The sequence below is a fragment of the Pseudomonas fluorescens genome, assembly GCF_902497995.1.
GTDB lineage: Bacteria > Pseudomonadota > Gammaproteobacteria > Pseudomonadales > Pseudomonadaceae > Aquipseudomonas > Aquipseudomonas fluorescens_BK.
In genome coordinates this window covers 1-18,320 of record NZ_CABVII010000015.1, presented here as the reverse complement: position 1 = coordinate 18,320, position 18,320 = coordinate 1, and the positions used below count along the sequence as shown (strand labels likewise).

At 58.4% G+C, this 18,320-nt stretch carries 15 protein-coding genes and 1 pseudogene; 2 read left to right on the top strand and 14 right to left on the bottom strand.

Features of this window, described 5'->3' with window-relative positions:
* Window positions 1–15: 15 nt before the first annotated feature.
* The 5 genes and pseudogenes from F8N80_RS18020 to F8N80_RS17995 all read right to left on the bottom strand — a co-directional run.
* Window positions 16–1,113, bottom strand: a complete 1,098-nt coding sequence (locus F8N80_RS18020; protein ID WP_150747129.1) for a polyamine ABC transporter substrate-binding protein — start codon at window positions 1,111–1,113, stop codon at window positions 16–18.
* 244 nt (window positions 1,114–1,357) lie between these two features.
* On the bottom strand, window positions 1,358–2,455 hold the full coding sequence (locus F8N80_RS18010; protein ID WP_150784431.1) for a polyamine ABC transporter substrate-binding protein: 1,098 nt from the start codon (window positions 2,453–2,455) through the stop codon (window positions 1,358–1,360).
* Window positions 2,456–2,636: 181 nt separating this feature from the next.
* Window positions 2,637–4,001, bottom strand: coding sequence for an aspartate aminotransferase family protein (locus F8N80_RS18005; RefSeq protein WP_150747131.1), 1,365 nt, complete (start codon window positions 3,999–4,001; stop codon window positions 2,637–2,639).
* Between the two features lie 59 nt (window positions 4,002–4,060).
* A complete protein-coding gene (locus F8N80_RS18000; protein WP_150747132.1) occupies window positions 4,061–5,419 on the bottom strand; it encodes a glutamine synthetase family protein in 1,359 nt (452 codons plus the stop codon).
* Between the two features lie 100 nt (window positions 5,420–5,519).
* Window positions 5,520–5,825 (bottom strand): annotated as a pseudogene (locus F8N80_RS17995) (gamma-glutamyl-gamma-aminobutyrate hydrolase family protein); the annotation flags it as partial.
* 278 nt (window positions 5,826–6,103) lie between these two features.
* Here F8N80_RS17995 and F8N80_RS17990 point away from each other — a divergent pair.
* Window positions 6,104–7,480: a glutamine synthetase family protein gene (locus tag F8N80_RS17990; protein ID WP_054616983.1), complete on the top strand. Its 1,377-nt coding sequence runs from the start codon at window positions 6,104–6,106 to the stop codon at window positions 7,478–7,480.
* A 208-nt stretch (window positions 7,481–7,688) separates the two neighbouring features.
* The gene (locus F8N80_RS17985; protein WP_150747134.1) at window positions 7,689–8,327 is read left to right on the top strand and encodes a TetR/AcrR family transcriptional regulator; all 639 of its coding nucleotides are present in this window, start codon (window positions 7,689–7,691) and stop codon (window positions 8,325–8,327) included.
* A gap of 194 nt (window positions 8,328–8,521) precedes the next feature.
* On the opposite strand, the gene F8N80_RS17980 is transcribed toward F8N80_RS17985, so the two are convergent.
* From F8N80_RS17980 to F8N80_RS17940, 9 genes are all read right to left on the bottom strand, one after another.
* On the bottom strand, window positions 8,522–8,737 hold the full coding sequence (locus tag F8N80_RS17980; RefSeq protein ID WP_003229256.1) for a TOBE domain-containing protein: 216 nt from the start codon (window positions 8,735–8,737) through the stop codon (window positions 8,522–8,524).
* 94 nt (window positions 8,738–8,831) lie between these two features.
* Window positions 8,832–9,638, bottom strand: a complete 807-nt coding sequence (ssuB, locus tag F8N80_RS17975) for an aliphatic sulfonates ABC transporter ATP-binding protein (RefSeq protein ID WP_150784368.1) — start codon at window positions 9,636–9,638, stop codon at window positions 8,832–8,834.
* Window positions 9,635–10,417, bottom strand: coding sequence for an aliphatic sulfonate ABC transporter permease SsuC (gene ssuC, locus F8N80_RS17970; RefSeq protein ID WP_150784367.1), 783 nt, complete (start codon window positions 10,415–10,417; stop codon window positions 9,635–9,637). Before ssuC ends, ssuB begins: the two co-directional genes overlap by 4 nt.
* Before the next feature lie 8 nt (window positions 10,418–10,425).
* On the bottom strand, window positions 10,426–11,574 hold the full coding sequence (gene ssuD, locus F8N80_RS17965) for an FMNH2-dependent alkanesulfonate monooxygenase (protein WP_150784366.1): 1,149 nt from the start codon (window positions 11,572–11,574) through the stop codon (window positions 10,426–10,428).
* A gap of 26 nt (window positions 11,575–11,600) precedes the next feature.
* On the bottom strand, window positions 11,601–12,578 hold the full coding sequence (locus F8N80_RS17960; protein WP_150784365.1) for a sulfonate ABC transporter substrate-binding protein: 978 nt from the start codon (window positions 12,576–12,578) through the stop codon (window positions 11,601–11,603).
* Between the two features lie 101 nt (window positions 12,579–12,679).
* Window positions 12,680–13,273, bottom strand: coding sequence for an NADPH-dependent FMN reductase (ssuE, locus tag F8N80_RS17955; protein ID WP_150784364.1), 594 nt, complete (start codon window positions 13,271–13,273; stop codon window positions 12,680–12,682).
* A gap of 313 nt (window positions 13,274–13,586) precedes the next feature.
* Window positions 13,587–14,225 carry a peroxiredoxin gene (locus F8N80_RS17950; RefSeq protein ID WP_150747140.1) on the bottom strand — a complete coding sequence of 213 codons (639 nt, stop codon included), beginning with the start codon at window positions 14,223–14,225 and terminating at the stop codon, window positions 13,587–13,589.
* Between the two features lie 292 nt (window positions 14,226–14,517).
* Window positions 14,518–15,846 carry an OprD family porin gene (locus tag F8N80_RS17945; RefSeq protein ID WP_150784363.1) on the bottom strand — a complete coding sequence of 443 codons (1,329 nt, stop codon included), beginning with the start codon at window positions 15,844–15,846 and terminating at the stop codon, window positions 14,518–14,520.
* A gap of 424 nt (window positions 15,847–16,270) precedes the next feature.
* Window positions 16,271–17,599: an OprD family porin gene (locus F8N80_RS17940; protein WP_150747142.1), complete on the bottom strand. Its 1,329-nt coding sequence runs from the start codon at window positions 17,597–17,599 to the stop codon at window positions 16,271–16,273.
* Between the last annotated feature and the right edge of the window lie 721 nt (window positions 17,600–18,320).

Genomic DNA, 18,320 nt, shown 5'->3' with positions numbered 1-18,320 from the left:
GTTTGAGCCTTGCAGCTATTTACCCGACTTGACCTTGGTCCAGCTGCGGGTCATCAAACGTTGAATATTCGGTGGTAACTCGATGGACACGTAAGTCTTGTCGAGGACTGCCTGCGGTGGATAAACCGACTCGTCGGTGCGAATGGACTGCTCCATCAATGTGTCCGATCCGGGGTTCGGGTTGGCGTAGCCGACATAATCACTGACCTGGGCGATCACCTCCGGTTTCAGCAAATAGTTGATGAACGCGTGGGCTTCCTTGGCATTGGCCGAATCCTTGGGGATCGCCAGCATGTCGAACCAGAGCGCGCCGCCCTCTTTCGGAATCGAGTAGGCGATGTTCATGCCCTTGCCCGCTTCAGCCGCCCGGGCCTTGGCCTGGAACATGTCGCCGGAGAAACCGATGGCAACGCAGATGTCGCCGTTGGCCAGGTCGGCGATGTATTTGGAGGAGTGGAAGTAAGTCACATAAGGGCGCACCGCCAGCAACTTGGCTTCGGCCTTTTTGTAGTCTTCAGGGTTGGTGCTGTTGGCGTCGAGGCCCATGTAGTTGAGGACGGTGGGCATCATCTCATCGGCGGAGTCGAGGAACGCCACGCCGCAGCTGTGCAGCTTCTTGATGTTCTGCGGCTCGAACACCACATCCCAGGAGTCGATCTTGTCCAGGCCCAGCACCGCCTTGACCTTGTCGACGTTGTAGCCGATGCCATTGGTGCCCCACAGATACGGCACGGCGTACTGGTTACCCGGATCGTTCTGCTCCAGGCGCTTGAGCAGCACCGGGTCGAGGTTCGAATAGTTCGGCAGTTGGGACTTGTCGAGTTTCTGGAAAGCACCGGCCTTGATCTGCTTGCCAAGGAAGTGGTTGGACGGCACGACCACGTCATACCCGGTACGCCCGGCCAGCAACTTGCCTTCCAGGGTTTCGTTGGAATCGAACACGTCATACACCGGCTTGATCCCGGTCTCTTTCTGGAAGTCGACCAGGGTGGTCTCGCCGATGTAGTCCGACCAGTTATAAATATGCACGGTACCGGCCGCCTGGACACCGACGGCAATCGTCAGTCCGGCACCCACCAGCAGTGCATTGCGCAACAAAGAAAAAACAGGCACGTGGAGGTCCTCTAAAATGAGTTGGGCCCAAGTTGCCCCGCGTTACATGACAGCCATGGCTGCCCGGCAACAAAACCGGCGCGCAACTTACCCTCGAAAAACCGTTCCAGCAAAACTTTTATGCCACGACCCTTGTGGGAGCGAGCCTGCTCGCGATGGTCTTCAACGATAACGAGGGGTGCCTGACACGCCGCGGTGTTGCAGCTTTTTTCGCGAGCATGCTCGCTCCCACAAGGTTTATGGCTTATTTACCGGATTTGATCTTGGTCCAGCTGCGAGTCAGGATCCGCTGGGTCGCGGCCGGCAAGTCGGCAATCGCGTACAGCTTGGCCAGCACGTCGGCCGGCGGGTAGATGCCTGGGTCGGCAGTGATGTCTTTATCAACCAACGGGGTGGCGGCCGCGTTACCATTCGGGAAGCGCACCGCGTTGGTGATTTCAGCCATGATTTCCGGCTTCTGCAGGAAGGTCATGAACTTGTAGGCGCCTTCGACGTTTTCGGCATCTTTAGGGATGGCGACCATGTCGTAGAAGCTGCCTGCACCTTCTTTCGGAATGTTGTAGCTGACTTTCACCTTGTCACCGGCTTCTGCCGCGCGGGACTTGGCCTGGTAGATGTCACCCGAGTAACCCACGGCCACGCAGATGTTGCCGTTGGCCAGGTCGGAGATGTACTTGGACGAGTGGAAGTAGCCCACCGAAGGACGAATCTTCAGGAACAGAGCTTCGGCTTCGGCCAGTTGTTTTTTGTCCTGGCTGTCGGTTGGATAGCCCAGGTAGTGCAACGCCACCGGAATCATCTCGGTTGGCGAATCGAGGAAACTGATACCGCAGGACTTCAACTTGGCAGCGTTTTCAGGTTTGAACAGCAGGTCCCAGGAATTGGTGGGTGCATCGGCGCCCAGTGCCGCCTTGACCTTCTCGGCATTGAAACCGATACCGATCGAACCCCACATGTAAGGGAACGCGTGTTCGTTGCCCGGGTCGCTCACCGAAACCGCTTTAAGCAGGTCAGGGTTCAGGTTCTTCCAGTTGGGCAACTTGGACTTGTCCAGCTTCTGGTAAACGCCAGCCTTGATCTGCTTGGCCAGGAAGTTGTTCGACGGCACGACGATGTCATAGCCGGACTTGCCTGCCAGCAACTTGGCTTCCAGGGTTTCGTTACTGTCGAATACGTCGTAGACAACCTTGATCCCCGACTCGGCTTCGAACTTCTTGACGGTTTCCGGCGCGATGTAATCGGACCAGTTGTACACGTGCAGCACCTTGTCATCCGCCTGAACTACGCTCGCCATCACGCCCATCAGGGACATGGCGAGGAGGGTCTTGCCAGCGATCTTCATTCCTAATGCCTTCATGGGTAATGCTCCAATTTTTCTTTTTAACCACTTGTTCAGCGGCCTTTCCCGGGCATCCGAACGACCGGTAGTCTGGCAAGATCCAAGGCAGGCTTTCAAGGAAAGACCCATCCTTTGTTTGCACTGAGCGAAGTGCACACGTCACACCCCGCTCAGAGCCTAGCACTTAGCCCTGCAACGCACTCAGGGTCAGGTCCAGACACTTGCGTGCCTTTGTTACCAACTCATCGATTTCAGCCGGGGTAATCACCAGTGGCGGAGCAATGATCATGGTGTCGCCCACGGCGCGCATGATCAGGCCGTTTTCGAAGCAGAACGTGCGGCAGATCATGCCAACGCCCTTGCCCTCGTAACGTTTGCGCGTGGCCTTGTCCTGAACCAGTTCGATGGCCCCCAACAGACCGACACCGCGCACTTCCCCCACCAACGGGTGATCGTTCAGTTCCCGCAGACGTTTCTGCAAATAGGGTGCCGTTTCGGCATGAACGCGCTCGACAATTTTTTCTTCGCGCAGGATGCGGATGTTTTCCAGGGCCACCGCAGCAGCCACCGGATGCCCGGAATAGGTGAAGCCGTGGTTGAAATCGCCGCCTTCGTTGAGCACCTCGACCACTTCGTCGCGCACGATCAGGCCACCCATCGGGATGTAGCCGGACGTCAGGCCTTTGGCGATGGTCATCATGTCGGGCCTGAGGCCGTAGAAATCAGTACCGAACCACTCACCGGTGCGGCCGAAACCACAGATCACCTCGTCGGCCACAAACAAAATGTCGTACTTGGCGAGGATTTCCTTGATGCGCGGCCAGTAGGAGTCTGGCGGAATGATCACGCCGCCGGCACCCTGGATCGGCTCGGCAATGAAGGCCCCGACGTTGTCGACGCCCACTTCCAGAATCTTCTCTTCCAGCTGATTGGCGGCCCAGATACCGAACTCATCCGGGGTCATGTCGCCACCTTCACCGAACCAGTAAGGCTGGGCGATGTGGACGATGCCCGGGATCGGCAAGTCGCCCTGTTCGTGCATGTACGTCATGCCACCCAGGCTCGCGCCGGCCACGGTGGAACCGTGATAGCCGTTCTTGCGGCTGATGATGACTTTCTTCTTCGGTTGGCCCTTGATCGCCCAATAGTGACGAACCATACGCAACATGGTGTCGTTGCCTTCGGAACCGGAACCGGTGAAGAACACATGGTTCATGCCTTCAGGCGCGATGTCGGCGATGGCCTTGGCCAGTTCCAGCACCGGCGGGTGAGCGGTCTGGAAGAACAGGTTGTAATAAGGCAGTTCGCGCATCTGCTTGCTGGCGGCATCGGCCAGTTCATCGCGACCGTAGCCGATCGCTACGCACCACAGGCCGGCCATGCCGTCGAGGATCTTGTTGCCTTCGCTGTCCCAGAGGTAGACGCCCTTGGCGCTGGTGATGATCCGCGGGCCCTTCTCTTTCAGCTGTTTGAAATCGCTGAACGGGGCCAGGTGGTGATCGTTGCTCAGGGTTTGCCATTCACGGGTTTGCGGGTTGTTGCTGGTCATGCGAATTCTCCTAAGATTTGCTGTGAAGGGCGCGGCAATTTCCCGCCGCGCCCGGCGCATCAGACGGCAAAGAGCAGGAATTCCCGCTCCCACGAACTGATCACGCGCTTGAAGTTTTCATGCTCGGCCCGCTTGACCGCGACGTAGCCAGTGATGAATTTCTTGCCCAAGTATTTCTCGACGGTCGCGCTGTTTTCCATACGCTCCAGCGCGTCCTCGATAGTCAGTGGCAGGCGCAGGTTGCGGCGCTCATAGCCCCGCCCCACTACCGGCGCACTCGGGTTCAGGCCTTCGACCATGCCGATGTAACCGCACAGCAGGCTCGCGGCGATGGCCAGGTACGGGTTGGCGTCGGCACCCGGCAGGCGGTTTTCCACCCGACGGTTTTGCGGCCCCGCATCCGGAACCCGCAGGCCCACGGTGCGGTTCTCTTCGCCCCACTCCACGTTCACCGGTGCCGAGGTGTCCGGCAGGAAGCGGCGGAACGAGTTGACGTTCGGGGCGAACAGCGGCAACAGTTCGGGAATCAGCTTCTGCAAGCCACCGATGTGGTTCAGGAACAGCTGGCTCATGGTCCCGTCGGCATTGGAGAAGACGTTCTTGCCGGTCTCGATGTCGATGATGCTCTGGTGCAAGTGCATCGCGCTGCCCGGCTCGCCGGTCATCGGCTTGGCCATGAAGGTGGCCGCCACGTCGTGCTTGAGTGCGGCCTCGCGCATGGTGCGCTTGAACACCAGGATCTGGTCGGCCAGGGACAGGGCATCGCCGTGACGGAAGTTGATTTCCATCTGTGCGGTGCCGTCCTCGTGGATCAAGGTGTCGAGGTCCAACTCTTGCAATTCACACCAGTCGTAGACGTCTTCGAACAGCGGATCGAACTCGTTCGCCGCCTCGATGGAGAAGGACTGGCGACCGGTTTCCGGGCGGCCGGAACGGCCAATCGGCGGTTGCAGCGGATAGTCCGGGTCCTCACTGCGCTTGGTCAGGTAGAACTCCATTTCCGGCGCCACGATCGGCTGCCAGCCGTGGTCGGCATAGAGTTTCAGGACCTTCTTGAGCACGTTGCGCGGCGACAGCTCGATCGGGTTGCCTTGCTTGTCGTAGGTGTCGTGGATCACCTGGGCGGTCGGCTCGATGGCCCAGGGCACCAGAAACACCGCATTCGCGTCCGGCCGACAGATCATGTCGATGTCGGCCGGGTCGAGCAGTTCGTAATAGATGTCGTCTTCGACATAGTCGCCGGTCACGGTCTGCAACAGAACGCTCTCGGGCAGGCGCATGCCTTTTTCGGCAATGAACTTGTTGGTCGGCGAAATCTTGCCCCGGGTGATCCCGGTCAAGTCGGCGATCATGCATTCGACTTCTGTGATCTTGTGGTCTTTCAACCAATCGGTGAGCTGGTCGAGGTTGTGACTCATAAATGCCTCTTAGGCTGAGTTTCCTGACTCTTATAAGTCAGGCGTCGTTTGACGCATCGGCGTCGCTTGGTACAGATTGCCACTGCAATGGCCGCGCACAAAGGCCCGCCTCGACAATGTCGTGGATCAACGAGAGCGTAGATGGGCGTGCAGAATCATGAGCAGGACCCGACACATTCGCCGGGCCGCTCGCGTGAAAGGGTTCTATATTAGAAAGAGAGCCGGTAAAGAGAATGTCGTCCAGGCCGTCCAGAATATCGGACGGGGACGGCCAATCCAGCAGGGATGGAATAATCGCCGGCACGCTCTTGGCGGTTTGGTCGTACTTGTCGCCACTGATGTGATAAGCATGCAGACCGATCTGCCCGGAGCAGAGGGTGACGTCGATTGACGGCAGGCGAGACATGAAGCACCCCGGTATTATTGCTGTTATGGGTTTGAATCGAGCTTAGCCTTGTTCATTTTTTTACACAACACCCCCGTAAAAAATACAACACGGCCCGCTCAAGCCCGCGGCCGGTAAAGTGTTCAAAGGCATAAAAACGCCCAAAACTGCCGCAAAAAAGCCTTACGAGCGCTTTTTTAGGGCAAAAAAGGCCTCACTTGACTTCGGCATGCCGTTCGGGTTGACTGGAAACCGAAGAGATCAATGATTGATATTTTTAACAACAAAGGTGTTGCATCATGTCGGTACCCCCGCGTGCCGTTCAGCTTAACGAAGCGAACGCGTTCCTTAAGGAACATCCTGAGGTTCTGTACGTTGACCTTCTGATTGCGGATATGAATGGTGTGGTGCGCGGCAAGCGCATTGAACGCACCAGTCTCCACAAGGTTTACGAGAAAGGCATCAACCTGCCGGCCTCTCTATTTGCTCTGGATATCAATGGCTCGACGGTGGAAAGCACCGGCCTGGGCCTGGACATCGGCGATGCTGACCGAATCTGCTATCCAATCCCTGACACCCTGTGCAACGAGCCCTGGCAGAAGCGCCCTACCGCGCAACTGTTAATGACCATGCACGAACTCGAAGGTGAACCTTTCTTCGCGGATCCCCGTGAAGTCCTGCGTCAAGTTGTTACCAAGTTTGACGAGATGGGCCTGACCATCTGCGCCGCGTTCGAACTGGAGTTCTACCTGATCGACCAGGAAAATGTGAACGGCCGTCCACAGCCGCCGCGCTCGCCGATCTCCGGCAAACGTCCGCATTCGACTCAGGTGTACCTGATCGACGACCTCGACGAATACGTCGACTGCCTCCAGGACATTCTGGAAGGTGCGAAGGAGCAAGGTATCCCGGCCGACGCGATCGTCAAGGAAAGTGCCCCGGCGCAGTTCGAAGTGAACCTGCACCACGTGGCCGACCCGATCAAGGCCTGCGACTACGCGGTTCTGCTCAAGCGTCTGATCAAGAACATCGCCTACGACCATGAAATGGACACCACCTTCATGGCCAAGCCTTACCCGGGCCAGGCGGGCAACGGTCTGCACGTCCACATCTCGATTCTTGATAGAGACGGCAAGAATATTTTTGCCAGCGAGGATCCCGAGCAGAACGCCGCACTGCGTCACGCGATCGGCGGTGTGCTCGAGACCCTACCGGCGCAGATGGCGTTCCTCTGCCCGAACGTCAACTCCTACCGTCGTTTCGGCGCACAGTTCTACGTGCCGAACTCGCCATGCTGGGGCCTGGACAACCGCACCGTGGCGATTCGCGTCCCGACCGGTTCTTCCGATGCCGTGCGCATCGAACACCGTGTGGCCGGCGCCGATGCCAACCCGTATCTGTTGATGGCTTCGGTTTTGGCGGGCGTGCACCATGGTCTGACCAACAAGATCGAACCGGGCGCACCGGTCGAAGGCAACAGCTACGAGCAGAACGAGCAAAGCCTGCCGAACAACCTGCGCGATGCACTGCGCGAGCTGGACGACAGCGAAGTCATGGCCAAGTACATCGATCCGAAATACATCGATATCTTTGTCGCCTGTAAAGAGAGTGAGCTGGAGGAATTCGAACATTCCATCTCCGACCTCGAGTACAACTGGTACCTGCATACCGTTTAAGCGGTTGCTATAAACGAGAACGCCGCAGGCTGATAAGGCTTGCGGCGTTTTTTTATGGCCGCCTTCGGCGGTTCGCGGGCAAGCCTCGCTCCTACAGGGATATACGTTTAATGATCGACTGTAGGAGCGAGGCTTGCCCGCGAAGGCGTCCCGGCAGACAACACACAACTCGGCTCGTACAATGCCCGCTGCCCCGCAGGAGACTTCAATGACCCGACTCGCCACCCCACGCAAACCCCGCGCCCGCAGCCAGGCCCGGATCGATTCGATACTCGATGCCGCCCGCACGCTGCTGGCGGCCGAGGGCGTGGCCAGCCTGTCGATCTATAGCGTCGCTGAACGCGCGGAGATCCCGCCCTCCTCGGTCTACCACTTCTTCGCCAGCGTCCCGGCCCTGCTCGAAGCCCTGACCGCCGACGTCCATGCCGCCTTCCGCGCTTGCCTGCAAGCGCCCATCGACCATGACGCCCTCAGCGGCTGGCGCGACCTGTCGCGACTGGTGGAACAACGCATGCTCGACATCTACGACGAAGATGCTGCCGCCCGGCAACTGATCCTCGCCCAGCACGGCCTGACCGAAGTCACCCAGGCCGACCGCCAGCACGACATCGAGCTCGGAGACCTGATGCACAAGTTGTTCGATCATCACTTCGAACTGCCAAAGTTGCCGACCGATGTCGATGTGTTTGCGCTGGCCATGGAGTTGGGGGATCGGGTGTATGCACGCTCGGTGCAACAGCACGAACAGATCACGCCGCGCATGGCGGAGGAAGGGATGCGGGTGTTTGATGCGTATCTGGGGCTGTATCTACCGCCGTATTTGCCCAAGCGCGCTCATCCGGCCTGATTTTTTTGTTGACCGTGCGGGCCTCTTCGCGAGCAAGCCCGCTCCCACATTTCGACCGAGTCGGCGGGAAAGTACGCGGTCAAATGTGGGAGCGGGCTTGCTCGCGAAGGCCACACCACCGAACCCACTGATTCACGCACATACAAAACCCCGAAGGGCTCATACCCTCCGGGGTTGTGCGCAATGCACGTCGCTTACAACTTGGCGATCGACACCTCGGTGGATTTCACAAACGCGATCACTTCGCTGCCAACCACCAGCTCCAGCTCTTTCACCGAGCGCGTAGTGATCACCGAAGTCACGATGCCCGAAGCGGTCTGCACGTCGATTTCCGAAAGGACATCACCCAGCACGATTTCCTTGATCGAGCCCTTGAACTGGTTGCGAACGTTGATGGCTTTGATAGTCATACGATTTCTCCTGAGGTCGAAATGAACGGCAAGCTGCAAGTAACATCACTGCGCTTCTACATTGCAGCTTGAAGCTTGCAACTTGCCGCTGCTTCTATTGCGCCCAGCGCAATTGCGTGGGCAATGGTGAAACAGGTTCCGGCTGCGGCGGCTGGCCAGGCAGCGCCAGCACGCGGTTGAGGACTTCGGTTTCCAGTGCCGCCAGCCGATGGGAGCCGCGAACCCGAGGACGTGGCAATTCCACGTGCAGATCGAGACCGACTTCACCGTCTTCGATCAGGATCACCCGATCGGCAATCGCCACCGCTTCACTGACGTCGTGGGTCACCAGCAACACGGTGAAGCCGTGCTTCTGCCAGAGACGTTCGATCAGCTGCTGCATTTCAATGCGAGTCAGGGCATCCAGGGCGCCCAGGGGCTCGTCCAGCAACAGCAAGCGCGGTTGGTGAATCAGCGCGCGCGCCAGGGCCACACGTTGCTTCTGCCCCCCGGACAAGGCCGCTGGCCACTCGTTGGCGCGATCCGCCAGGCCCACCGCTTCCAACGCGTCCAGGGCTTGCGGCCGCCAGTTGCCCTTGAGCCCGAGACCGACGTTGTCGATCACCTTCTTCCAGGGCAATAGACGCGCTTCCTGGAACATCAGCCGGGTGTCTTCCCGCGCCTCGCTCAGCGACGCGGAACCGGCCAGCAATTCACCGCCCGTGGGTTTGTCGAGACCGGCCAGCAAGCGCAGCAAGGTACTTTTGCCACAGCCGCTGCGACCGACGACCGCGACGAATTGACCGGCCGGGATGTGCAGATCGATCTCGCGCAACACTTGCCGCGAACCAAAGGTCTTTTGCAGCTTGCGCACCGCCAGCGCAATACCGCGCAGCAGGCGTGGAGGTTGTTGAGCGGTCATGCGGCACCTCCCTTGGAGACCTGATAGGCCGGATGCCAGCGCAACCACACACGTTCAAGCCCACGGGCCGCGAGGTCGGCGAGTTTGCCGAGCACCGCGTACAAAAGAATCGCCAACACCACCACGTCGGTCTGCAGGAACTCCCGGGCATTCATCGCCAGGTAGCCGATGCCGGAGCTGGCGGAAATGGTTTCCGCGACGATCAGGGTCAGCCACATAAAGCCCAGGGCGAAGCGCACACCGACCAGAATCGAAGGCAATGCACCTGGCAGGATCACCTGACGGAACAGGCTGAAACCGGACAAGCCATAACTGCGGGACATCTCCACCAGCGCCGGGTCGACGTTGCGGATGCCGTGATAGGTGTTCAGGTAGATCGGGAACAGCGTGCCCAGTGCGACCAGGAAAATCTTCGCCGACTCATCGATCCCGAACCACAGGATCACCAGCGGAATCAACGCCAGGTGCGGTACGTTGCGGATCATTTGCACCGAGCTGTCGAGCAGGCGCTCACCCCATTTCGACAGGCCGGTGATGAAGCCCAGGGTCAGGCCGATGCCGCCACCGATGGCGAAGCCCAGTGCCGCACGCCAGCCGCTGATGGCCAGGTGAGTCCAGATTTCACCGCTGCGGACCAGGCTCACGCCGGCTTCGATGACGGCAATGGGTGCCGGCAGGATTCGCGTCGACAACCAGCCCGCCGACACTGACAACTGCCATACCGCCAGCAGCAACACCGGCAACGCCCAGGGCGCGAGGCTATGGGTAATTTTCTTCATGGCGCGCCTCAGCTCTGGGACGCGGCTTTGGGAAGAATGTCGTTGGCGACCATCTCACCGAAGGGGCTGACGTAACCGGCGCTTTTCGGCAACTCCGGACGCTCGACGTCCAGGTGCGGAAACAGCAATTCGGCGACGCGGTAGGATTCTTCCAGGTGTGGATAACCGGAGAAGATGAAGGTATCGATGCCCAGGTCCGCGTATTCCTTCACGCGAGCAGCCACGGTTGGACCGTCGCCCACCAGCGCCGTACCGGCACCACCGCGCACCAGGCCAACGCCGGCCCACAGGTTGGGGCTGACTTCCAGGTTATCGCGACTGCCGCCATGCAGCGCCGCCATGCGTTGCTGGCCGACGGAATCGAAGCGGGCCAGAGAAGCCTGGGCACGGGCGATGGTTTCGTCGTCCAAGTGTGAGATCAAGCGATCGGCCGCTTGCCACGCCTCGGCATTGGTTTCCCGCACGATCACATGCAAGCGAATACCGAAGCGCACCGTGCGCCCGAGCTTCGCGGCCTTGGCGCGTACTTGTGCGATCTTCTCGGCCACGGCTGCGGGCGGCTCACCCCAGGTCAGGACCATTTCGACCTGTTCTGCCGCGAGATCCTGCGCCGCTTCCGAAGAACCGCCGAAGTACAGCGGCGGACGCGGTTGCTGGATCGGCGGATAGAGCAGCTTGGCGCCCTTGACGCTGATGTGCTGACCGTCGTAATCGACGGTTTCTCCTTCCAGCACCCGGCGCCAGATGCGGGTGAATTCCACCGAAGCCTGATAGCGCTCTTCGTGGGTCAGGAACAAACCGTCGCCGGCCAATTCTTCCGGATCGCCGCCGGTGACCAGGTTGAACAGTGCACGACCGCCGGACAGGCGATCCAGGGTCGCGGCCTGACGCGCCGCCACCGTCGGGGAAATGATCCCGGGGCGCAGGGCGACGAGGAATTTCAGGCGTTGGGTCACCGGAATCAGCGACGCAGCCACCAGCCACGAGTCTTCGCAAGAGCGACCGGTAGGGATCAACACCCCGCCGAAGCCCAGGCGATCCGCCGCTTGCGCGACTTGCTGCAGGTAACCGTGGTCGACGGCGCGAGCGCCTTCGGCGGTGCCAAGGTAATGGCCATCGCCGTGGGTAGGCAGGAACCAGAAAATATTGAGGCTCATGGAGTGGTCTCCTTGGGAAATCGAAATTACTGTGCTTTGGCAACGGCCGCCGGTGGCGTCCAGATCACGTCTTTGATGCTCAGCGGCTTCGGTATCAGCTTGAGCTGGTAGAAGCTGTCGGCGATTTTCTGTTGGGCGGCGACCACTTCAGGGGTCAGGAACAGTGCGCCGTAACCCTGGCGTTTCACCGAGGTCAGGGTGATGTCCGCCTGCAGGCCGAGCAGTGGCGAGACCTGTTTGGTCACCTCGATGGGGTTGGCTCTGGACCATTCCCCGACCGCGCGCACTTCTTCCACCAGGGTCTTGATCACCTCGGGATTTTTCTGCGCGTAGGGTTTGGTCGCCAGGTAGAACTGATGGTTGTCGACGATGCCCTGGCCATCACGCAGGGTGCGGGCGTGCAGCTGCTGTTCGGCAGCCGCCTGGTACGGGTCCCAGATCACCCAGGCATCGACACTGCCACGCTCGAACGCGGCGCGGGCATCGGCCGGCGGCAGGAACACGGTCTGGATGTCGGTGTATTTGAGGCCGGCGTCTTCCAGCGCACGGACCAGCAGGTAGTGCACGTTGGAGCCTTTGTTGAGGACGACTTTCTTGCCCTTGAGCTCCTGCACCGATTTGATCGGCGAGTCCTTCGGCACCAGGATCGCTTCGCTGTGAGGCGCCGGTGGTTCATAGGCGACGTAGAGCAGATCGGCACCGGCCGCCTGGGCAAATACCGGCGGCGTTTCGCCGGTGACGCCGAAGTCGATGGAGCCGACGTTCAAGCCTTCCAGCAGCTGCGGGCCGCCGGGGAATTCCGTCCATTGCACGTCCACGCCTTGGGTGGCGAGGCGTTTTTCCAGGGTGCCTTTGGCTTTGAGCAGCACCAGGGTGCCGTACTTCTGATAACCGATACGAAGAACGCTTTCCTGGGTAGAAAGCGCCTGAGCTTGAGTAATGACGCCGAAGGCGGCCGCAGCAAACAGAGCGACCAGACCACGACGCAAAATGACAGTGCGCATAGCGCTCTCCTTTTTGCAGTTGGGTTTTGGCTGCACCTGCTTGCCCGTTGGCGGGCCAGTAAGGTGAGTACTTCAAATTCAGGTGTGGCTTGAGTGCAGGCTTAAATGCTCCAGCGAGCACTCAACAAACGTTCATTCAACAGGTTTGGGTCGATCGGCTTTGGCCGTCGGGCCATGGCGCTGAAAAACAGCTCCAGCGACTCGTTCAATCGTTGTTCCAGCTCGGGCGCCAACTGCGCCTGGGCGCTGCCTACGCCATAAGCGATCTGGCTGTCGACGGCGAAAATCCCATGGAGCATTTCCTGTGCCTTCAACGCCGACAGCACCGGCTTGAGCGCGTAATCCACCGCCAGCATGTGGGCGATGCTGCCACCGGTGGCCATTGGCAAAACCACTTTATGGGCCAGGGCGCGCTCGGGCAGCAGGTCCAGCACGGTTTTCAGTGCGCCGGAGAACGATGCCTTGTAGACCGGGGTAGCGATCAGCAGCCCATCAGCGTTTTCAATCTGTTGCAGCAGGTCGATCACCTTCGGGCTGTCGAACTGTGCGTGCAGCAAGTCTTCGGCCGGGAAGTCCCGTACCTGATAACTCACCACCTCCACACCTTGCTCCTGCAACCAACGTTGAGAGCGTTCCAGCAGCACCCCGGAACGGGAGCGCTGGCTGGGACTGCCACCGAGTGAGACAACCAGCATTCAGACGATTCCTTGGGCGGTGTTGGCGATTCGCGGTGTGCGGTCTCGCTTTGATGGAAGTGACCTTAACAGGTGATTGTTATATCCATAAATCATATTTATTCATTTGGTTATTCGTTTTAGAGATAAGTGATTTTGCGTTTTCGAGCCGTAAAAAAAGGCCGTCGAAACGGCCCGAAAACCCCTGCATTGTGAATGCACGCTACCCCCTGTAGGAGCGAGGCTTGCCCGCGAAGAGGCCATCACATCCGACATTGATGGTGGCTATGACGACGCCTTCGCGGGCAAGCCTCGCTCCTACAGGATTGGTAGCTTAGCGATTAGGCTGCGGCGTCAGGCGCAGGTACGGCTTCACCGCGCGATAACCCTGGGGAAAGCGTTTGCTGATTTCATCTTCATCCTTGAGCGACGGCACGATTACTACTTCATCACCGTCCTGCCAGTTGGCCGGGGTCGCCACCTTGTAGTTATCCGTGAGTTGCAGCGAATCGATCACCCGCAGGATTTCATTGAAATTACGGCCGGTGCTCGCCGGATAGGTGATGGTCAACCGGACCTTTTTGTTCGGGTCGATGACGAACAATGAACGTACGGTCAAGGTGTCATTGGCGTTGGGGTGGATCAGGTCGTAGAGGTCCGAAACCTTGCGATCGGCATCGGCCAGGATCGGGAAATTGACGATCGTGTCCTGGGTTTCGTTGATGTCTTCAATCCACCGGTGGTGTGAATCCACCGGGTCTACGGACAGCGCGATGGCCTTGACCCCACGCTGGGCGAATTGGTCTTTCAACCTGGCCGTGAAGCCCAGCTCGGTCGTGCACACTGGCGTGAAGTCCGCCGGGTGGGAAAACAGCACGCCCCAGCTATCGCCAAGCCACTCGTGGAAACGGAGGGTGCCGACGCTGGAATCCTGTTCGAAATCGGGGGCGATATCGCCCAGTCTGAGGCTCATGGTGCTGCTCCTTGTGAGTGCTTGTTGAGCCCAACTGTGCCTGTATTTTTTGTCTATTAAAAAGAATAAATATCGATTTATCTAGATCTAAAACGAATATTAAAAATCTGTTCACTGGACTAGATCCAGCCTCAGGACGACTATCCGCGCCAAGGTTCGAGAAGGCCTTGAGTCGCTGCAAAAAAGAGGGATTTCGAGGAGGGTTTACGGGGTGAGCCTGACTTGAAAACGTAAAAGCCCCGCCCGGCGTGATGCCGGGCGGGGCTTTTTTACTTCAGTTACGCGAGCGCTGTTACAACAGCGGGATCGAGTAGCTGACGATCAGGCGGTTTTCGTCCTGGTCGCGCTGGCCCGGGATGTTGGTACGCCATGTAGCGTTTTTCCACATCAGGCCGACGTTTTTCAACGGGCCTTCCGGTACGACATAACCAACAGTCAGATCGCGTTCCCATTCGGAGCTATTAGTGCTCGCTGGGGACCGGGTATCGATGTCGTCACCACGCAAGTAAACCATACCGGCGGTCAAGCCAGGCACGCCAACCTTGGCGAAGTCATACGAGTAGCGTGCCTGCCAGGTACGTTCGCCGGCACGGGCGAACTTGGCGATCTGGCTGTCGGTAGTCAGGTAAGCCGACGAGCCGTCACCCTGGTTCAGCCAAGGGAAGTCGCTGCTGCCGTTGCTGACCTGATAGCCGCCGCCAAAGGTGTGGCCGGCAACGGTATACAGGAACAGGCCGCTATACAGGTTGTTGTCGACCTTACCTTTACCGTTGGCGGTGCTGTTGTAGTTACCGTTGCTGTAATAGGCCGCAGTGTTGCCATTCAGACCGTCATCGGAGCTGTTGAAATAACGCAGGTCAGACTTCAACACGCCCGGACCGATTGACCAGTTGTGCACCAGACCCAGGAAGTGTTGCTTGTAGAAGTCTTCCAGATTGCCGTAGTAGTACTGGGCAGTCAGGTCTTTGGTGATCTTGTAGTCGCCACCGGCATAGATGAACTTGTTGCTGTTGGCGGTACGCGCGGAAGCGCCCCCGATAGACAGTTGTTCATTGCTGCTGGAGTTACGGCCTTTGACGTGCTCGATTTGACCGCCGACCAGTGTCAGGTCTTTGATTTCGTTCGAGGTGATCTGACCACCCTGGAAGGTTTGCGGTAACAGACGACCGTCGTTGGTCACGATAACCGGCAGTTTTGGCTGCAGGGTCCCCAGTTTCAGCTCGGTCTGGGAGATCTTGGCCTTGGCCGTCAGGCCCAGGCTGGAAAAGTTATCCACCGCTTCGCCGTTGGATTCGCTAGGGAAAACAGTGCCACCGTAGGCCGCGCCGTTGGCTGCACCGTTAGTGCCGCCGCCCGAGTCCAGACGCACGCCCAACAGGCCGATGGCGTCGACGCCGAAACCTACGGTGCCTTGGGTATAACCGGAGATGAACCGCAGATCGAAGCCTTGGCCCCATTCTTCGTTTCTGCTTGGATTGGCGGCACCGCTACGGTTATCCGTGTTGATGTAGAAGTTGCGCAGCCCCAATGTTGCCTTGCTGTCTTCGATGAAACCGGCGGCGCCTGCCTGCTGCGTCAAAACCCCTGCGGCCACAGCCAGGGCCAACGTGGACTTGTTCATGTTTCGCTCCTCTCATTTCTAATCTTTTAGGCTCCTGGTCCTGGTTCGAATGCCCGGATCCTGGAGGCGCAATCAGCGCCATACTGCGGTTTGCCCACCGCGATTTGCGGCCGGCATGATAAAGCCAAAATAATTTATTTCATTCTTTTTCATTCCATTTAGGAATATAGCTTCGCAGTCTTCGTCCGGGCCGGGATACGGGGTATCGGCCAGTAAGCCCATTTGCCGGGCAATGAAATCGGGTCGTTGCTGCTGTCTGAGGCGGGTGTTTGCTGCGCCTGATGAGTGTCTGATGGCTGCACTTTAAGGGGCGGAAACAAAAACTAAAAAGAATAAAAAATTAGCATCGTTGACTATTTTGGAATAACAAAAAAATCCAAAAAAAAGCCTCGCCCCAGCTGGGCAAGGCTTTTCGGAAAATCAGTTACATGAAGCTGTAGGTGTAGTTGAAGATCAGACGGGTCTGGTCCTGGCTGGCGATACCGGTATCGCTGCCACGGTAGGTGCCATGGCGCAGCGTAGTGCCGAAACCTTTGAGGGCGCCCTGCTGGATAACGTAGTCCACTCGCAAGTCACGTTCCCACTCGGATTGATCGCCGCCAGTGCCATTGGCAGCCTTGATGTTATCGCCATGCAGGTAGGCGACCGAAGTTTTCAGGCCTGGAACACCCAGAGAGGCGAAGTCGAGGGTGTACTGGCCGAAGGTGGTGTTTTCACCGGCCCGGACAAAGCCATTGATCATCGAATCGGTAAACGAATAGAAGCTCGAGCCGCCGGCCCCTTCGTTGCGACCGTTGCCATCGACCACGTTGCCCTGGTTCAGATAAACGAAGCCGCCGTCATCGCTGACACGTTGATGGCCGACCAGGAAAGCGTTAGGACCCAGGGTGTAGGTGAACATGGCGCTCCAGGTCTTGTTATCGACCTCGCCCGGGGTCTTGGCGAAACCACCGTTGTTATTGAACCGGTAGCCCACATCGCCGTTCTTGCCGTCGGAGCTGCTGTCGAAATAGCGCAGGTCTGACTTGAAGGACTGGTTGGCGCTGATCGGGAGGACGTGCACCAGGCCGAGGAAGTTCTGCTTGTAGTAGTCTTCCAGGTTCGCATAGTAGTACTGCAGGGTGAGGTCTTTGGTGACCTTCCAGTCCGCACCGGCATAACGGAATTGGTTGCTTTCCTCGGTACCGCCAGCCACTGCCAGACCGGTGGTGTTGGACGAGGCACGACCCGCCGCGTGTTCGAGCTGCCCGACGTTGAAGGTCACGTTGTCGATTTCCTTCGAGGTGATGGTGCCACCTTCAAAGGTCTGGGGCAGCAGACGGCTGTCGTTCGCTACCAGAATCGGCATGTTGGGTTGCAGAGCACCACCATAGTGGGCCTCGGTCTTCGAGAAGCGCGCCTTGACGTTACCTGCCACGCGACTGTACGTGTCCGATGCCGAACCGTCGGTGTCGCTCGGGAAGAATGAGTTGTTATCCGGGTGATGACCCCGGCCACCCTCGAGGTGAATACCGAGGAGCGCCTGGGCATCAAAACCAAAACCGACAGGGCCTTGGGTGAAGCCGGACAGGTAATCGAACTTCAGGCCTTCAGCGGTCTCGCGCTGATCTGCGCCGCCATCGCGATTATCGTTGTTGTAGTACATGGTCCGGGAACTGACGGAAGCCTTGCTGTCTTCGATGAAACCCGCGGCGCCTGCCTGCTGCGCCAAAACCCCTACGGCCACGGCCAGGGCCAAGGTGGACTTGTTCATTGTGTCGCTCCTCTCTTTTCTAATTCTTGTAGTCCTGGCCCTGGATCGTTTGCCCAGAATCCTAAGATGCGCGATTAGCGCCAGACGGTGACCCACAAGTCAATCGTAACTTTGTGTGTCTACGACCATGGTCTAATCCCAGATTTTTTGGTCATTGCGGGGTCATGAATTAGTCACAATCCAAAAAAGAATTGTTAAATCCTTTTTTTATACCTTTCAGGAATACAGCTCACCCCCGAAATAGAGCGGTCGCCCCACGATCTAATTCCTGAAAGGTATTTTTTCGATCATTTTTAGATCGATTGGCCTTGACGCAATTCGGAAACATTTCTATTTCGAAAGTCGATGCCATGCCGACCAAACGCGCACTATCCGGCCCATTTGTTACAGTTTGTGTATCGCTTGTATTTTTTCTGAGTGGCCATGCAACGAACCTCGCCATCGGCTAATAACCAGGCAAGGTCGAGACGGTGTTACCGGATTATTCGCCGTATGTCAGCGCAGGTTTGTGCAGGAACGACACGCCCCCTGTAATTGGATGGACTCGCCCACGCCGAGGCGTCAATGCGCCACGGTGGCAGTCTAAACAGCCATCGACAGCGAGGGCGAGTCCATGAAAAAGCATACTTCGATTGATCAATCATTGTCTTCTGCCGATTTGTCGGCCTGCACTACCGTGGCGGTCGACCTGGCCAAGCATGTTTTCCAGCTGGCCGGCGAA

Coding starts and splice junctions, on each gene's coding strand:
- F8N80_RS17980 (WP_003229256.1), bottom strand. CDS start 8,737: ATGACTATCAAAGCCATCAACGTTCGCAACCAGTTCAAGGGCTCGATC.
- F8N80_RS17940 (WP_150747142.1), bottom strand. CDS start 17,599: ATGAACAAGTCCACCTTGGCCCTGGCCGTGGCCGTAGGGGTTTTGGCG.
- F8N80_RS17945 (WP_150784363.1), bottom strand. CDS start 15,846: ATGAACAAGTCCACGTTGGCCCTGGCTGTGGCCGCAGGGGTTTTGACG.
- F8N80_RS18000 (WP_150747132.1), bottom strand. CDS start 5,419: ATGAGTCACAACCTCGACCAGCTCACCGATTGGTTGAAAGACCACAAG.
- F8N80_RS18005 (WP_150747131.1), bottom strand. CDS start 4,001: ATGACCAGCAACAACCCGCAAACCCGTGAATGGCAAACCCTGAGCAAC.
- ssuB (WP_150784368.1), bottom strand. CDS start 9,638: ATGACCGCTCAACAACCTCCACGCCTGCTGCGCGGTATTGCGCTGGCG.
- F8N80_RS17990 (WP_054616983.1), top strand. CDS start 6,104: ATGTCGGTACCCCCGCGTGCCGTTCAGCTTAACGAAGCGAACGCGTTC.
- ssuC (WP_150784367.1), bottom strand. CDS start 10,417: ATGAAGAAAATTACCCATAGCCTCGCGCCCTGGGCGTTGCCGGTGTTG.
- F8N80_RS17950 (WP_150747140.1), bottom strand. CDS start 14,225: ATGAGCCTCAGACTGGGCGATATCGCCCCCGATTTCGAACAGGATTCC.
- F8N80_RS17960 (WP_150784365.1), bottom strand. CDS start 12,578: ATGCGCACTGTCATTTTGCGTCGTGGTCTGGTCGCTCTGTTTGCTGCG.
- F8N80_RS18010 (WP_150784431.1), bottom strand. CDS start 2,455: ATGAAGATCGCTGGCAAGACCCTCCTCGCCATGTCCCTGATGGGCGTG.
- ssuD (WP_150784366.1), bottom strand. CDS start 11,574: ATGAGCCTCAATATTTTCTGGTTCCTGCCTACCCACGGCGATGGCCAT.
- ssuE (WP_150784364.1), bottom strand. CDS start 13,273: ATGCTGGTTGTCTCACTCGGTGGCAGTCCCAGCCAGCGCTCCCGTTCC.
- F8N80_RS17985 (WP_150747134.1), top strand. CDS start 7,689: ATGACCCGACTCGCCACCCCACGCAAACCCCGCGCCCGCAGCCAGGCC.